The 14,861-nt window shown below is 61.9% G+C and carries 14 protein-coding genes and 1 riboswitch; of the genes, 6 read left to right on the top strand and 8 right to left on the bottom strand.

The features are described 5' to 3' along the window. Positions 1 to 40: 40 nt before the first annotated feature. The 4 genes from WBB95_RS01590 to WBB95_RS01575 all read right to left on the bottom strand — a co-directional run bounded on the left by WBB95_RS01590 (position 41) and on the right by WBB95_RS01575 (position 2,726). Positions 41 to 649: a YqiA/YcfP family alpha/beta fold hydrolase gene (locus WBB95_RS01590; protein WP_424485990.1), complete on the bottom strand. Its 609-nt coding sequence runs from the start codon at positions 647 to 649 to the stop codon at positions 41 to 43. 115 nt (positions 650 to 764) lie between these two features. Next, entirely contained in the window at positions 765 to 1,580 is an 816-nt protein-coding gene (gene cpdA / locus WBB95_RS01585) for a 3',5'-cyclic-AMP phosphodiesterase (protein ID WP_424485989.1), read from the bottom strand. A gap of 88 nt (positions 1,581 to 1,668) precedes the next feature. Further along, complete coding sequence (locus WBB95_RS01580; RefSeq protein WP_424485988.1) at positions 1,669 to 2,118, bottom strand: DUF1249 domain-containing protein; 450 nt, start codon at positions 2,116 to 2,118, stop codon at positions 1,669 to 1,671. Beyond that, the gene (locus WBB95_RS01575) at positions 2,109 to 2,726 is read right to left on the bottom strand and encodes an NUDIX domain-containing protein (RefSeq protein ID WP_424485987.1); all 618 of its coding nucleotides are present in this window, start codon (positions 2,724 to 2,726) and stop codon (positions 2,109 to 2,111) included. The genes WBB95_RS01580 and WBB95_RS01575 overlap by 10 nt, the downstream gene beginning before the upstream one ends. 208 nt (positions 2,727 to 2,934) lie before the next feature. Here WBB95_RS01575 and WBB95_RS01570 point away from each other — a divergent pair, with 208 nt between their 5' ends. Beyond that, positions 2,935 to 3,681 carry an RsiV family protein gene (locus WBB95_RS01570; RefSeq protein WP_424485986.1) on the top strand — a complete coding sequence of 249 codons (747 nt, stop codon included), beginning with the start codon at positions 2,935 to 2,937 and terminating at the stop codon, positions 3,679 to 3,681. Here WBB95_RS01570 and cytX read toward each other — a convergent pair. Together cytX and thiC are read right to left on the bottom strand one after the other, a co-directional pair. Beyond that, positions 3,650 to 4,939, bottom strand: a complete 1,290-nt coding sequence (gene cytX, locus WBB95_RS01565) for a putative hydroxymethylpyrimidine transporter CytX (RefSeq protein WP_424485985.1) — start codon at positions 4,937 to 4,939, stop codon at positions 3,650 to 3,652. The genes WBB95_RS01570 and cytX overlap by 32 nt on opposite strands. Positions 4,940 to 5,083: 144 nt before the next feature. Further along, positions 5,084 to 6,988: a phosphomethylpyrimidine synthase ThiC gene (thiC, locus tag WBB95_RS01560; RefSeq protein ID WP_424485984.1), complete on the bottom strand. Its 1,905-nt coding sequence runs from the start codon at positions 6,986 to 6,988 to the stop codon at positions 5,084 to 5,086. A gap of 146 nt (positions 6,989 to 7,134) precedes the next feature. After that, positions 7,135 to 7,240, bottom strand: a riboswitch (TPP riboswitch). A gap of 196 nt (positions 7,241 to 7,436) precedes the next feature. Between thiC and WBB95_RS01555 the strand changes: the two genes are divergently transcribed. Continuing rightward, complete coding sequence (locus tag WBB95_RS01555) at positions 7,437 to 8,876, top strand: TolC family outer membrane protein (protein ID WP_424485983.1); 1,440 nt, start codon at positions 7,437 to 7,439, stop codon at positions 8,874 to 8,876. A gap of 109 nt (positions 8,877 to 8,985) precedes the next feature. On the opposite strand, the gene waaA is transcribed toward WBB95_RS01555, so the two are convergent. After that, a complete protein-coding gene (gene waaA / locus WBB95_RS01550; protein WP_424485982.1) occupies positions 8,986 to 10,263 on the bottom strand; it encodes a lipid IV(A) 3-deoxy-D-manno-octulosonic acid transferase in 1,278 nt (425 codons plus the stop codon). A 23-nt stretch (positions 10,264 to 10,286) separates the two neighbouring features. Beyond that, a complete protein-coding gene (locus WBB95_RS01545) occupies positions 10,287 to 11,177 on the bottom strand; it encodes a LysR family transcriptional regulator (protein ID WP_424485981.1) in 891 nt (296 codons plus the stop codon). Between the two features lie 103 nt (positions 11,178 to 11,280). On the opposite strand from WBB95_RS01545, the gene WBB95_RS01540 reads away from it, so the two are divergent. The 4 genes from WBB95_RS01540 (at position 11,281) to WBB95_RS01525 (ending at position 14,731) form a co-directional block, all read left to right on the top strand. Next, positions 11,281 to 11,616, top strand: a complete 336-nt coding sequence (locus WBB95_RS01540; RefSeq protein ID WP_348062405.1) for a DMT family transporter — start codon at positions 11,281 to 11,283, stop codon at positions 11,614 to 11,616. 120 nt (positions 11,617 to 11,736) lie between these two features. After that, entirely contained in the window at positions 11,737 to 12,912 is a 1,176-nt protein-coding gene (locus tag WBB95_RS01535) for an NAD(P)/FAD-dependent oxidoreductase (protein WP_424485980.1), read from the top strand. Further along, complete coding sequence (locus WBB95_RS01530; RefSeq protein WP_424485979.1) at positions 12,909 to 13,721, top strand: aldo/keto reductase; 813 nt, start codon at positions 12,909 to 12,911, stop codon at positions 13,719 to 13,721. The genes WBB95_RS01535 and WBB95_RS01530 overlap by 4 nt, the downstream gene beginning before the upstream one ends. A 41-nt stretch (positions 13,722 to 13,762) precedes the next feature. Continuing rightward, complete coding sequence (locus WBB95_RS01525) at positions 13,763 to 14,731, top strand: metal ABC transporter ATPase (RefSeq protein WP_424485978.1); 969 nt, start codon at positions 13,763 to 13,765, stop codon at positions 14,729 to 14,731. The last annotated feature ends 130 nt before the right edge of the window (positions 14,732 to 14,861 follow it).

Below are 14,861 nucleotides of genomic sequence, written 5' to 3'. Positions count from 1 at the left end.
TCTCGTCGTGAGTCGTTCGATTAAAAAGTAACCTGTGATTTCACAATGCTGCGAAATCAAAGGATTGGTACTGATCAGGGCCAATGCCGGCAAAGCTCAACATCGCCGGCAGTTGCTGGGCGAACCCTTGATAACCATGGTCGCCACCGGCCTGGATGCGCAAGGCACAGGCCCGGTAATACTGCTGGGCGAGGCGATAATCCAGGGTTTCATCGCCGGTCTGCAACCACACTTGGTAACGCGCGGCGTCCTGGGGTGCCGGAACCTCCAGCTCGGCCAGGGCCGTGACGTGGTCGTGGGTCAATTCCCAGGTTTCATCGGTATAGAGGTTCTTCTGGGTGCCCAGGTAACCGTCGAACATCCGATGCGGGCTGACCGCCGGGTTGACCAGCAGCGCCTTCAGGCCATGGCGCTCGGCAAGATGGGTTGCATAGTAGCCGCCGAGTGAGCTTCCCACCAGCAGCGGCCGACCCAGTTGCGCAATGGCTTCCTCCAATTGAGGAATTGCCTGACGCGGATGGTGATGCAGGGCGGGTACACGCAGTTGATCGGCCAGGCCGAGGCTGTCCATCACGGTCATCAGCTGGGTGGCCTTGTTGGACGCCGGCGCGCTGTTGAAACCGTGGATATACAAGATCGATGCGGCCATGCCGGGCTCTCCATGCGTGCGCAAAAGAGGCGCAGTTTACAGGGATCGGGGCGGCGTGTGATGACCCTTATCCAAAGGGCACCGAAGAACCCTGTGGGAGCAGTGTTTGCAGCTTTTAGTAGCCGTTGCTGCCGTAGTCGACGGTGAAGGCAAAATCCTTTACCCGCTCCACACCCGTCTCCAACCGTCCGTCGGCATGCAGGCGCAGCCAGCGGTAGCCAGGCGCTTGCTCGCTGACCTTGAAGTCATCACTCCCCGGCGCAAACTGAATGCAGGTGGACGGTGAAGCCAGCAAACGCACACCGTTGCGCTGGCGGTCGATTTCTTGATGCACGTGCCCCCAAAGCACCGCCCTGACCTGTGGAAACCGGTCCAAAACGGCAAACAATGCCTCAGGATTGCGCAGCCCGATAGGCTCCATCCACGCACACCCAATTGACACCGGGTGATGGTGAAAACACACCAGATGATGCCGGCTCGGCGCCTCACTCAAGGCCTGGGCAAGCACTTGCAGCTGCTGGTCCTGCAGATAACCGGGCACCGAACCCGGCACGGCCGAGTCCAGCAGGGTGACGCGCCAATTACCAATGTCGACCACCGGCTCCAGCAAATCACTGTGTATAGCCGCGTGGGCCATGATTTGCGGCTCGTCGTGGTTGCCGGGAATCCAGCGCGCCGGCGCGCAGATGGCTCCCGTCAAATCGCGAAACTGCTGATAGGACGCCAGCGTGCCGTCCTGGGAAAGGTCGCCGGTGGCCAGCACCAGATCAATCTGCGGCTGTTGCGCGCGCACCAACTCGATCACCCGTTGCAGGCTTTCACGGGTATTCATGCCCAGCAGCGTACCGTCGGCCTCGGCAAACAGGTGGCTGTCGGACAGTTGCACCAGCAACGCCGGGGCATCGGGGTTCACGGTGGATACGCTCGGCAAGGCGCTCTCCCAAGGCAATCACAGGAAAATGGATATTTGGCGCGATTATGCTGGGGCAGGACACAAAGAGGAAAGACGCAGTTCACATCTAGCGCACGACTTCGAACTCATGGCCCAAAGCCAGGCAATGGCTCAACCACTCGCCGAGGAACACATTGAGCTGTGCTTTCTCATCGGGCTGGTGCATGAACACGTTCGGGTAAGGATAGATGCTGCGAAAGCGTCGTGCATGTTCGGCGCTGATCACTTCGGCCATGCGCGCATCGTGATACACCTGCACTTCCAACTGCGGCACCGGCAGCCATGGCAGGCTGTGCTCCTGGCGCACCCGCAGGGTGGTGGTGTACGGGCAGGTCAGCGCGACCTCAAGGGTCAAAACGCCGAGCATCTGGTCGCCATGGGTCACGGCAATGCGCCGCGCCTCGGGGGTGTGTCGCATGTCGGGGAGCAAGCGCATCAACCGCGCATAGTTGGCCTCGCAGGCGGCTTGCAACCCGATCAGGTCGACTCGATAACGTTCCCGTGCCTTTACTGCCATAACCCCCTCACTTCCGCGCGATTAAGCGCAAGCCATTGCAGGGCAATAATGCTCGCTGCGTTGGAAATTTTGCCGTCACGCACCGCTTGCAGGGCATCTTCGAAGGCCCAAGCGGTAACGCGGATGTCTTCTGCCTCTTCTTCCAGTCCATGGACACCACCAGCGCCCGAGCTGTCACAACGGCCCAGGTACAAGTGGACAAATTCGGTACTGCCGCCCGGCGACGGGAAATATTTGGTGATCGGCCACAACGCGGAGAACGTCAGCCCAGCTTCCTCCTCGGCTTCGCGGTGTGCAACCTCCTCCGGTTCTTCATCCTTGTCGATCAGGCCGGCGACCATTTCCACCAACCACGGGTTGTCGGTACGGCCCATGGCGCCGACGCGAAACTGCTCGATCAGCACCACTTCATCGCGCTGCGGATCGTAGGGCAGCACGCACACCGCGTCATGACGAACGAAGACTTCGCGGTTGATCACCCGGCTCATGCCGCCATCGAACTTCTCGTGGCGCAGTTGCACGCGATCAAGCTTGTAGAAGCCTTTGTAGGCATTGTCGCGCTGAACGATTTCAATGGTGCTCGGCGTCGATTTGGCAATGTCCGTCATATCCATCCTCTCTATCGGTAGGGCGGCTATGCCCGTGCAATTCGCGCCATCCTAACGCGCCCACGCCCTTGGGTGCAGCCCCTTTCCGGTTGCCGGGATAGACGGCGGGCGTCAAACTCACTCTAATCAGCTTAGTGGCGAACTGACTCCTTTGTTTGGAGTCGAAGCGCTACTCTTTTCGCTTTCCATCGATTTCCGAAGGACACACATGTCGCTTTTAAAAGTCGCCTCCGTGGCCTGTATCGCCTTGACCCTGGGTGCCTGCCAGAGCCTGTTCCAACCCAGCTACCTCAAGCCGCTGGACACCAAGCCCGATGCCTCGGAGCAGATCAAGCCCGGCTGCAACAGCCCTGACTGCCCACTGGTGAACATCGATACGGTGCACTTCCCCTCCGAGCCGCAGCTCGACACGCTGGTGGAACAACGCCTGCTGCAAATGACCCGCACCACCCCGGGCGCCAGCGTGCCGCCGACCCTGAATGCCTACCGTGACAAATTCCTGCGCGAGTCGCCGGACCGCAACAGCATGTACTTGCAGGCCAAGGTACGTGAGCAGCATGACGGACTGGTGATCGTTGAAGTCTCCAGCTACCTGGACACCGGCGCGGCCCATGGCGAGCCCGGCCGCGGCTTCATCAACTATTCACGCCTGCAGCACAAAGAACTGAGCCTGACCGACATGCTGTTGCCCGGCCAGGAGCAAGCGTTCTGGAACACCGCGAAAGTCGCCCACAACAGCTGGCTGATCAACTCGCAGATGGACCGCGACCCGGAGTTCGTGAAGAGCTGGCCGTTCCAGAGAACCCCGAACGTGGCCCTGACCAGCAGCGGCGTGGTGCTCAAGTACAACGTCGCGACCATTGGCCCTTACGCATTGGGGCTGATCGAAATGACCATCCCCTATGCGCGCCTTACCGGCGTACTCAAGCCTGAACTGATGCCCGTGCGCCACTAAACGCCCGGCTCAGTAACCACTGCAACAGCCCTGCCAGCACCAGTGCCGGCAGGGTCGCACCAACATCCGGGTACAGGTTGGCCAGCAGGTGATACGTTGCGATGCCACCCAACCAGGCCACCAGCGCCGGCCAATGCAGATGGGCGACCGCGCCCTGGCCACGGCGGCGCAGGATGAAGTGATCCACCAGCACCACGCCGAACAGCGGCGCAAACACCGAGCCGATCAGCAACAGGAAGTTCTGGTACTGCGCCAATGGCGCAAAGCAGGCGATCAAGGTGCAGATCACACCGATGGCCAAGGCCAGGTGCTCGACCTTCCAGCGCAACAGAATCCCGCTGGACACTGCCGCCGAGTGGATATCGGCGAAGGCATTTTCCGATTCGTCCAACAAGATCAGTAACAGCGGAATCCCCAGGCCAGCCCCGGCCAGCGCCAGCAACAGCGCATTCACCTCACCGCTTGGCGCAAACGCCAGGGTGTAGGCCACGCCCAGGCTCATCAGCCAGAAATTGCCGATAAAGAACCCCAACGCGGTGCCGCCGAACACACTTTTTGCGCGCTTGCCAAAGCGCGAGTAATCGGCGATCAGCGGCAGCCAGGACAGCGGCATGGCAATCGCAATGTCGAAACCCACGGCAAAGGGCATCGAGCCGTCACCGGCGGTGGCCCACAGTGCGGCGAGGTCAGCTTTGGCGAACAGGTTCCAGGTCAGCCACAGGCAGGCGGCGAGCAGCAGCCAGATCCCCCATTTGCGCAGGATCTGCCGCACGAAGGTCAACGGGCCGCTGACCGCCAGCAAGGTGGCCAAGCCACCGAACAACAGCGTCCACAACAACGGGCTGGCCAGCAGGCTGCCCTCGCTGAACGCCCGCGTGCCCAACAAACTGGCGGCATCACGCATCACAATAATTTCAAACGAGCCCCAGCCGATCAGCTGCAGCAGGTTCAGCAACGCCGGCAGGCTCGCGCCTTTGGCACCGAGGCTGAGTTTGAGCGCGGCCATGGCCGACAGGCCGGTGTCACTGCCGATCACGCCGACAGCGGCCAGCAACAGCACGCCGACCAGGGTACCGAGGAAAATGGCCAGCAACGAACCGGACAAGCCCAAGCCCGGCGCGAGCAATGCGCCGGTTTGCAGGACCATCAGGCCGATGCCGAGGGAGAACCACAGGGAAAAGAGATCGCGGGCGCCAAAGACGCGATTGTCGGTGGGCACCGCGATGTCTGGGGAATAGGTGCTGGGTTGAATGCTCAAGGGTGGAATCTCTGAGGAGTACTTGTTGTTTGAGAGATTGCTTTCGCGAGCAAGCCCGCTCCCACATTTTGATGTGTGAACACATTCAAATGTGGGAGCGGGCTTGCTCGCGAAGAGGCCCTTACAGGCGCCCGCGATCCCGGATCAGACCTTTTTATACAGCTGGCTACCTTCCTGCTTGAACCGCTCCGCCTGCTCCGCCAACCCCTTGGCCACGTCCACATCCACCGCTTCAATGCGCTGGTTGGCGGCGTACTCACGCACTTCCTGGGTGATTTTCATCGAGCAGAATTTCGGCCCGCACATCGAGCAGAAATGCGCGACCTTGGCCGAGTCCTTCGGCAAGGTTTCATCGTGGTACGAACGCGCGGTGTCCGGGTCCAGGCCGAGGTTGAACTGGTCTTCCCAGCGGAACTCGAAGCGCGCCTTGCTCAAGGCGTTATCGCGGATCTGCGCGCCAGGGTGCCCCTTTGCCAAGTCAGCCGCGTGGGCCGCAATCTTGTAAGTGATGATGCCGGTTTTCACGTCATCCTTGTTCGGCAAGCCCAAGTGTTCCTTGGGCGTGACGTAGCAGAGCATGGCGCAACCGAACCAGCCGATCATCGCCGCGCCGATGCCGGAGGTGATGTGGTCGTAGCCCGGTGCGATGTCGGTGGTCAGCGGGCCGAGGGTGTAGAACGGCGCCTCGTCGCAGCATTCGAGCTGCTTGTCCATGTTCTCCTTGATCAACTGCATCGGCACGTGGCCCGGGCCTTCGATCATGGTTTGTACGTCGTGCTTCCAGGCGGTCTTGGTCAGCTCGCCCAGGGTTTCCAACTCGCCGAATTGCGCGGCGTCGTTGGCGTCGGCGATCGAGCCCGGGCGCAGGCCATCGCCGAGCGAGAAGCTGACGTCATAGGCCTTCATGATTTCGCAGATTTCGTCGAAATGCGTGTAGGTGAAGTTCTCTTTGTGGTGCGCCAGGCACCACTTGGCCATGATCGAGCCGCCACGGGACACGATGCCGGTGACGCGCTTGGCGGTCAGCGGCACGTAGCGCAGCAGCACGCCGGCGTGAATGGTGAAGTAGTCGACGCCCTGCTCGGCCTGTTCGACCAACGTGTCGCGGAACAGCTCCCAGGTCAGGTCTTCGGCGGCGCCGCCGACTTTTTCCAGGGCCTGGTAAATCGGTACGGTACCGATCGGCACTGGCGAGTTGCGGATGATCCACTCACGGGTTTCGTGGATGTGTTTGCCGGTGGACAAGTCCATCACGGTGTCCGAACCCCAGCGAATGCCCCAGGTGAGCTTCGCCACTTCTTCTTCGATTGAAGAACCCAGCGCGCTGTTGCCGATGTTGCCGTTGATCTTCACCAGGAAGTTACGGCCGATGATCATCGGTTCCAGTTCGGTGTGGTTGATGTTGGCCGGGATGATTGCGCGGCCACGCGCGATTTCTTCGCGCACAAATTCCGGGGTGATGATTTTCGGCACGCTGGCGCCAAAGCTGTAGCCGGCGTGCTGCTGGTCGAGCAGGCCGCTGGCGCGCGCTTCCTCAAGTTTCATGTTTTCGCGGATGGCGACGTATTCCATCTCGGCGGTGATGATGCCTTTTCGCGCGTAGTGCATCTGCGTGACGTTGGCGCCAGCCTTGGCGCGGCGCGGGTTCTTCACGTGGGCAAAACGCAACGCGGTCAGCTCGGCATCGCTCAGGCGCTGTTGGCCGAAATGCGAGCTCAGGCCCGAGAGGCGTTCGGTGTCGCCACGCACTTCGATCCACGGCGAACGCACGTCGCCCAGGCCTTTGCGCACGTCGATGATGACGTTGGGGTCGGTGTAGGGGCCGGAGGTGTCATAGACCACCACGGGCGCGTTGATTTCACCGCCGAAATCGGTGGGGGTCACGTCCAGGCTGACTTCGCGCATCGGCACACGAATGTCCGGGCGAGTGCCTTGCACGTAGATTTTTTGCGAGCGGGTAAACGGCTGCACGGAACCGGAGTCGACCTTGGCCGATTCACTCAAGTGCACGGTATTTTTTGATTTTTGGCTTTTTAATTCAGTGCTCATCACGGGCTCTCCAACTATCCAGGCGGTGGATTTTTGTCGGAGCGAACCTGGGACGGATGGACGCACTGAAACCAGTGCTGTGCTATGCACGAGGGCTGTTCGATGGTCGAACAGCATCCCGGACGAAGCACAAGAGGACTCGCCGGGTGACGAGAAATCTTGTTCCCTACGCAGGCGTTAACCTGATCAGGTTCAACGGGATCCGGTATTTACCGATCTCAGCCTTCCAACAAGGCACCCCGACAAGAACGCGGCCAGTCTAGACCATGGCGTGGGCAAATTGCCAATAGCGGAGTATCCAGCGTGATGAATGGCGTGATTGCGGGATTGTTGTGCCGTGGCCCGGCCACTACACTCGGGCGTTGCCTCAGTGCTTGACGCCATTCACGGCCAGCCGTAGCCTTGGGCGCTAAATTATAGTCGTAATATTCACTCTAGGGATCGCCTCATGCTGCGCAAACTCTCACTGGCTCTCGCCGTGTCTTGTGCGACCAACGGAATGGTCTGGGCAGCTGAAGCGCCCTTGTCCACTAACACCGACCTGGTCAGCGTCTACCAGGAAGCGGTGAACAACAACGCCGACCTGGCCGCCGCCCGCGCCCAATACGGCGCGCAGAAAGAAGTGGTACCCCAGGCCCGCGCCGGCTTGCTGCCGAACCTGTCGGCAGGCGCCGACAGCAATAACGTGCGCACCCAAATCGACCAACCGGCGGCCACGGTCAACCGAGACGCGCACTCCTGGCGGGCAACCCTGAGCCAGCCGCTGTTCCGCGCCGATCGCTGGTTCCAGCTGCAAGCCGCCGAAGCCGTCAACGAGCAAGCCTCGCTGCAGCTTTCGGCCACCGAACAGAACCTGATCCTGCAAAGCGCCGAAAACTACTTCGCCGTGCTGCGCGCCCAGGACAACCTGGCCTCGACCAAGGCCGAAGAAAACGCCTTCAAGCGCCAGCTCGACCAGTCCAACGAACGCTTTGACGTGGGCCTTTCCGACAAGACCGACGTGCTGCAATCCCAGGCCAGCTACGACACCGCGCGCGCCAACCGCATTGTCGCCCAGCGCCAGGTGGACGACGCCTTCGAAGCGCTGATCACCCTGACCAACCGCCAGTACAACGCGATCCAGGGCATCGTGCACACGCTGCCGGTGCTGCCTCCGGCGCCAAACGATGCCAAGGCCTGGGTCGAAACCGCCGGCCGCCAGAACCTGAACCTGCTCGCCAGCAACTATGCCGTCACCGCTGCCGAAGAAACCCTGCGCCAGCGCAAGGCCGGCCACTTGCCGACCCTCGACGCCGTGGCGCAATACGAAAAGGGCGACAACGACGCGCTGGGTTTCAGCAACCCGAACCAACTGCCCGTGCCGTACGGTGGCGATGTTTCCCAGCGCACCATCGGCCTGCGCCTGAACATTCCGATCTACAGCGGCGGCCTGACCAGTTCGCAAGTGCGCGAATCCTATTCGCGCCTCGACCAGACCGAGCAGCAACGCGAAGGCCTGCGCCGCCAGGTGGTGGAAAACACGCGCAACCTGCACCGCGCGGTGAACACCGATGTGGAACAGGTGCAGGCGCGCCGCCAGTCGATCATCTCCAACCAGAGCGCGGTGGAAGCCACGGAAATCGGTTATCAGGTGGGTACGCGCAACATCGTCGACGTGCTGGATTCACAACGCCAGTTGTACTCGTCGGTGCGCAACTACAACAACAGCCGCTATGACTATATCCTCGACAACCTGCGCTTGAAACAGGCGGCGGGCACGCTGAGCCCGGGGGATTTGCAGGACCTGACGCGTTACCTCAAGGCTGACTACAACCCCGACAAGGACTTCCTGCCGCCGGACCTGGCCAAAGCCGCCGCCGAGCAGCTCAAGGCCCGCCCTGGTTCTTAAGCACAGCGCCTAACCCCTGTGGGATCTGGCTTGCCTGCGATAGCATCACCTCGGTTCAACGATCGACCGAGGCGTCTGCATCGCAGGCAAGCCAGCTCCCACATTCGGGTCAGTGTTGCATCAGTCGATCAAGGCCATCCAGCAAACGCTTCAGCGCGCCCTGGTTCGCCTGCATCACCGCCAGCCCCGCCTGCGCCATCTTGCGCGCATCCTGCGGCAGCTCGAACAATTGCCGCACGGCTTCGGCCAACCCCTCGGCATCCTCCACCTCGCGCAACGCCCCGGCCTCACGCATCATCGCGGTGATTTCGAGGAAGTTGAACACGTGCGGCCCCATGATCACCGGCTTGGCCAGCGCCGCGGGCTCCAGCGGATTGTGCCCGCCGGTCGCGACCAGGCTGCCGCCGACGAAGGCGCTGTCGGCCAATGCATACAGAAACAGCAACTCGCCCATGGTGTCGCCGAGCAACACTGAGGTTTTCGCGGTGACAGCCTCGCCGCTGGAACGGCGCACGGTGGCAAATCCCTGTTGCGTGCACAGCTCGAACATCGGGCCAAAGCGCTCCTGGTGGCGCGGCACCAGAATCAACAAGGCGTTGGGGTAACTGTCGAGCAGTTGGCGATGGGCCGCCAGCACGACGTCGTCTTCACCTTCGTGAGTACTCGCGGCGATCCACACCGGGCGCTCGCTTGCGCCCCACTGCTCGCGCAACGCGGCGGCGCGGGCCGGCAGCTCGGGGTTGATGGTCAGGTCGAATTTGATCGAGCCGGTGACCTGAACAGTTTCCGGCCGCGCACCCAGGCTGAGGAAACGCTGGGCCTCGGTGTCAGTCTGTACGGCGAACAGGCTCATTTCCGAAAGCATGGGCGCCGTGAGCTTGTTAAAACGACCGTAGCCTTTGGCCGAGCGCGCCGACAGCCTGGCGTTGGCCAACGCCACCGGAATACCGCGCTGGGCGCAGGCGTGAATGTGGTTGGGCCACAGTTCGGTTTCCATGATCACTGCCAGCTTGGGCTGCACGCGGTCGAGAAAACGCTTGGCCGCGCACGGCAAGTCGTAGGGCAAATAGCAATGCTGAACGCGCGACTCATTGGCGAACAACGCCTGAATGCGCTCGGAGCCAGTGGGCGTCATGCAGGTGACGGTAATCGGCAGCGTCGGATGACGTTCCAGCAGCCCGCGCACCATTGGCGCGGCCGCGATGCTTTCGCCCACCGACACGGCATGCACCCAGATCCCGCCGGGCTGCATCACCGGCAGGCCGTAGGAAAACCGTTCGCCGACGCGCTTGGCGTAGGCCGGTGCCTTGCGGGCGCGCAGCCACAGACGTAAAGCCACCAATGGCAGCGCCAGGTAAAACAGACAGCTGTAGAGAGTTCTATTCATGGCGGCGGAGTTTATCGGCTTTTTCAGTCGATCGCCCGCAAGCACTCGGCAAATCGTTCGGCCAGAAAGCGCGCGGCGGGGCCCAGGTGTTCGTCGCGGCGCCACACCAACTCAACCACCAGCGCCGGCGGCGTCCATTCGCTGTCCAGCTCGACCATTTGTTGCTGGTAGGTCGGGTACTGCACGATATGCCGGGGCAGCCAGGCCCAGCCCAGGCCGCTCATCAGCCATTCGGCCAATACGTAGAAACTGTCGGCGCGCCACACCAGCGGGCTGGCGGCTTCACTGCCGGGGTAGACGCTGGTCTGGGTCGACATCAACAGCTGACGAAACTGCGCCAGGCGCTGGCAATCCACATACTTTTCCTTGGCCAGCGGGTGGTTCACACCGCACACCGTGACCATTTCCACACTGCCCACCACCCGCCGTTCAAGGGCCTCGGGGATTTGGTCGTGATAGAACAACAGGCCCAGGTCCGCCTTGCGCTCCACCAGCTTGCGCGCCACATCGCCCTGGGCGGCGCTGGACAGCTGCACTTCCAGATGCGGGTACTGCCCGGCCAATGCCTCCAGGCTGTCGAGCACCGGCTGGAACAACATGGCTTCGTCCTGGGCCAGGCGCAGCAGCGCTTCTTCGCCCCGCGTCAATGACAACGCCCGGCCATTAAGCCGCTCACACTGGCGCAAGACTTCGCGCGCTTCCTCCAGCAGTACACGCCCGGCTTCGGTCAATGTCGGCTGGCGCCCGCTGCTACGCTCAAACAGGCTCAAGCCCAAGTCCGCCTCCAGCAGCGCAATCCCGTTGCTCACCGCCGACTGCGCCTTGCGCTGGTCACGCGCCACCGCCGAAAAAGAACGCTGCTCGGCAACGCTGACAAACAAGCGCATCTGTTCCAGGTTCCACTGCACGCTCATGGCACAACCCATCTTTAATTCGGATAGGTAATGACTTTATCCCATCTTCTGACGCGTTAGAATGGCGACCTTATTCAGCACGTCACACGCCGAGGATTACCCCATGAATGCCGCCTACGTTTACCTGGCCATTGCCATTTGCTCGGAAGTGATCGCGACCGTTTCGATGAAGGCCATCAAGGGCTGGAGCACCCCGATTCCGCTGTTGCTGGTGATCGTCGGCTATGGCGTGGCGTTCTGGATGCTGACGCTGGTGGTGCGCACCGTGCCGGTGGGCGTGGCCTATGCGGTGTGGGCCGGGATGGGCATCGTGATGGTCAGCGTCGCGGCGCTGTTCATCTACGGGCAGAAGCTCGATGTGCCGGCAATCATGGGCATGGGCCTGATCGTGCTGGGCGTGGTAGTGATTCAACTGTTCTCGAAAACCGCCGGGCATTGATTGCTCACTTAAGGCTCAAGCGAAGCCGGAATTCGCCGCCTTGCGAAAGCTCGACGGCGCCTACGGTGTGCAGGGCGTGAGAATGTATACTTGGCGCCTTGTTTTGAAGTGAGGTCGCCCATGCCATCCGTTATTTCCACCGACGTTCTGATTGTCGGCGCCGGGGTTGCCGGCCTCTGGCTGAATGCGCGCCTGCGCCGCCAGGGGTTTTCCACGGTGGTGGTGGAAAGCGCCACCTTGGGTGGCGGCCAAAGCGTGAAGTCCCAGGGAATTATTCACGGCGGTGCGAAATACGCCCTGCACGGCGCGCTGACCGGCGCCTCCGAAGCCATTGCCGACATGCCGCGCCGCTGGCGTGAAGCGCTGGCGGGCAGCGGCGAGCTGGACCTGTCCGGCGTGCGCTTGTTGTCTGAAGCGCATTACCTGTGGTCCCCCGGCACCCTTGCCGGCAACCTCACCAGCTTTTTTGCCAGCAAGGCCGTGCGCGGCCGTGTCGATCAGGTCAAGGGCGATGACCTGCCCCCGGCCCTGCAAGACCGTCGCTTCAAGGGCAAGGTCTATCGCCTGGCCGAGCTGGTGGTCGACGTGCCGAGCCTGATCGAGCGCCTGGCGCAGTTGGCCGGTGATGGCTTGCTCGCCGGGCAGCACATCGAACCGCTGCTGGACGGCGATACGCTGGTGGGCTTGAAGGTCGACGGCCGCGAGATCCGCGCCCAGCGCATCGTGTTGAGCGCTGGCGGCGGCACGGCTGATTTGCTGACGGCCTTGGGCCTCAGCCAGCCGGCCATGCAGACGCGCCCGCTGCATATGATCATCGCCAAAGGCCCAGGCTTGAAGCCGCTGTACGCCCACTGCCTGGGCGGTGGCACCAAACCGCGCATCACCGTCACCACTCACCCGGCTGCCGATGGCAATTGGGTCTGGTACATGGGCGGCGACATCGCCGAGGCCGATGGCGTAGCGCGCACGCCTGAAGAACAGATCGCCACCGCGCAAAAAGAGCTGGCGCAACTGCTGCCGTGGATCGACATGAGCCAGACTCAGTGGGCGACCCTGCGCGTCGACCGTGCCGAGCCGCTGCAATCGGGACTGACACGTCCCGACAATGCGTTCCTTGCCGAACAAGGCCGTCTATTGGTCGGCTGGCCAACCAAGCTGGCCCTCGCGCCAGACTTCGCTGACCGCGTGCTCAATGCCCTGGAGCGCGACGGCATTCGCCCAACCGCAACCGACGCCCTGCCCGACTGGCCGCAACCGGCCATTGGCCAACCTGCGTGGGAGCAACTGTTGCCATGAGCCTGCCTACCCTGCACGACCTGCACCGCCCCTTGGGCAGCACCGGCCTGCTGGTGTCGCCGCTGGGCCTTGGCACCGTCAAGCTGGGCCGCGACCAAGGGGTGAAGTACCCCAACGGCTTCCAGATCCCCAATGATGACGAAGCGCGGATGCTGCTGCGCCAGGCCCGCCAACTGGGCATCAACCTGATCGACACAGCCCCTGCCTATGGCCGCAGCGAAGAGCGCCTGGGCCCATTGCTGCGCGACCAACGCAAGGACTGGGTGATCGTCAGCAAGGTCGGTGAAGAGTTCGAAGCGGGCGAATCCCGCCACGACTTCAGCGCGGCCCACACGCGCCTGTCGATCGAGCGCAGTTTGAAACGCCTTGAAACGGATTTTATCGACCTGGTGCTGGTGCATTCCGATGGCAATGACCTGCATGTCCTCAACGACTGCGAGGTGTACCAGACCCTCGCGGAACTGAAAAAAGAGGGCAAGATCCGCGGATTCGGTTTCTCCGGAAAAACCGTCGAAGGCGGCATAAAGGCTCTGGAACAAGGTGATTGCGCGATGGTCACCTACAATCTGAACGAACAGACAGAGAAAGCCGTCATTGATTACGCGGCGGACCATGGCAAAGGCATTCTGGTGAAAAAAGCCCTGGCCAGCGGCCACGTGTGCCTGGAGCCTGGAATGGATCCAATTCAAGCCAGTTTCATGTTGTTGTTTGCGCAAACGGGCGTCGCCAGTGCTATTGTCGGGACCATTAATCCGCTGCACCTGGCCCATAACGTGGCGACCGCTGCTCAGGTCATTCGTCAACTCTGATGCCGCCCACGCGGCCGACCCCGTCGCAAAAAGGAGCCGACATGCCGCGAACGCTCATAAGAAAAAACCCCAGCAACTTCAAAACACTGCCGCTGCATGTCGAAGCCACACCCGAAGGCCTGAGCTACCAGAGCGTGGGCATGCCGCTCAACTTCGCCCAGACCCTGCAACGGCGCAAGCCGGTGGACGTGGCCGACCCCGAGCGTTTCGCCCTGGAACTGGCCAACCTCGGCGTGTCGGTACGCCTGACCCTGCACTGGCAAAACAAGGATTACTGGGTGCTGGTGCGCCAACGCCGCCAGGACCGTGGCGACGTGGTGCTCAAGCTGATCTCCGGCTACGTGCCCGCCCACGAACTGAACCTGCCGCTGCATACCGCGATCCAGGAAATTGCCGAAGAGTGTTTGCTGGAGACGCCCGAAGGCTGGCTTGGCGGGCGCTTCAATGACACCTGGCTGCCGGCGCCCTACTCTGCTGCGCTGCATTACCGTGAAGCGTTGCCGTTTCGCTTAAGCCCGCTGTCCGGCGCCGCACGGCCGGTGCGCTGCGCCACCACGCAATTGATCGAGCGCCCTCGGGCCTATGTGCACTTGCCGACCGCGTCGCTGCAATTGATTTATGACTTGCGTCTGGAAGTGCCGAAGGAGGCCAAGTCCCTCAGTTTGTTTCATGTGGATGAGCGGCTTGAGGGTGACCAACTGGTGGCGCGGCTGGATCGTCAGCGTCCGGATCTGTATTTGATGCCGCTCAAGGATGGGCAACCGCTGGCTGAGCTGTACACCGTCAAGAAAGACCAGCTGTATCCGGCCAGCACTCGCGGTCTGTACCTGGCGGAAAGTTTTGCCCAGCAGGAAGGGTGGCTGGTGCGGGATGAGCGGATTCGCTGGAAGGATTGGGTCCGGCAGCAAGGGTTGGCGCAGCCGGAGAGGGAGTCGAAGCTCAAGCGTTTGACGGGTAAGGCGCGGCAGATGTTGCGCAAGATTGTGCCGAAGAAAAAGGCCAGTGGTTGAGGGTTTTTCTTTAGGTCGGTGCTGAGTACATATCCGTTGCTGCGGTGAAGGCTGTTATTGGTTCCGCTCTTACAGCGGGTCACTTTTGAAAAGAGCCCAAAAGTAACCAAAAGGCTCTTGCCCCTCCACT

The organism is Pseudomonas sp., from assembly GCF_049645325.1.
GTDB lineage: Bacteria > Pseudomonadota > Gammaproteobacteria > Pseudomonadales > Pseudomonadaceae > Aquipseudomonas.
The sequence above is the reverse complement of the archived record's forward strand: the minus strand, read 5'-3'. Positions and strand labels throughout refer to the sequence as shown.

Coding starts and splice junctions, on each gene's coding strand:
- WBB95_RS01590 (WP_424485990.1), bottom strand. CDS start 649: ATGGCCGCATCGATCTTGTATATCCACGGTTTCAACAGCGCGCCGGCG.
- WBB95_RS01580 (WP_424485988.1), bottom strand. CDS start 2,118: ATGGCAGTAAAGGCACGGGAACGTTATCGAGTCGACCTGATCGGGTTG.
- WBB95_RS01575 (WP_424485987.1), bottom strand. CDS start 2,726: ATGACGGACATTGCCAAATCGACGCCGAGCACCATTGAAATCGTTCAG.
- WBB95_RS01570 (WP_424485986.1), top strand. CDS start 2,935: ATGTCGCTTTTAAAAGTCGCCTCCGTGGCCTGTATCGCCTTGACCCTG.
- thiC (WP_424485984.1), bottom strand. CDS start 6,988: ATGAGCACTGAATTAAAAAGCCAAAAATCAAAAAATACCGTGCACTTG.
- WBB95_RS01555 (WP_424485983.1), top strand. CDS start 7,437: ATGCTGCGCAAACTCTCACTGGCTCTCGCCGTGTCTTGTGCGACCAAC.
- waaA (WP_424485982.1), bottom strand. CDS start 10,263: ATGAATAGAACTCTCTACAGCTGTCTGTTTTACCTGGCGCTGCCATTG.
- WBB95_RS01545 (WP_424485981.1), bottom strand. CDS start 11,177: ATGAGCGTGCAGTGGAACCTGGAACAGATGCGCTTGTTTGTCAGCGTT.
- WBB95_RS01540 (WP_348062405.1), top strand. CDS start 11,281: ATGAATGCCGCCTACGTTTACCTGGCCATTGCCATTTGCTCGGAAGTG.
- WBB95_RS01535 (WP_424485980.1), top strand. CDS start 11,737: ATGCCATCCGTTATTTCCACCGACGTTCTGATTGTCGGCGCCGGGGTT.
- WBB95_RS01530 (WP_424485979.1), top strand. CDS start 12,909: ATGAGCCTGCCTACCCTGCACGACCTGCACCGCCCCTTGGGCAGCACC.
- WBB95_RS01525 (WP_424485978.1), top strand. CDS start 13,763: ATGCCGCGAACGCTCATAAGAAAAAACCCCAGCAACTTCAAAACACTG.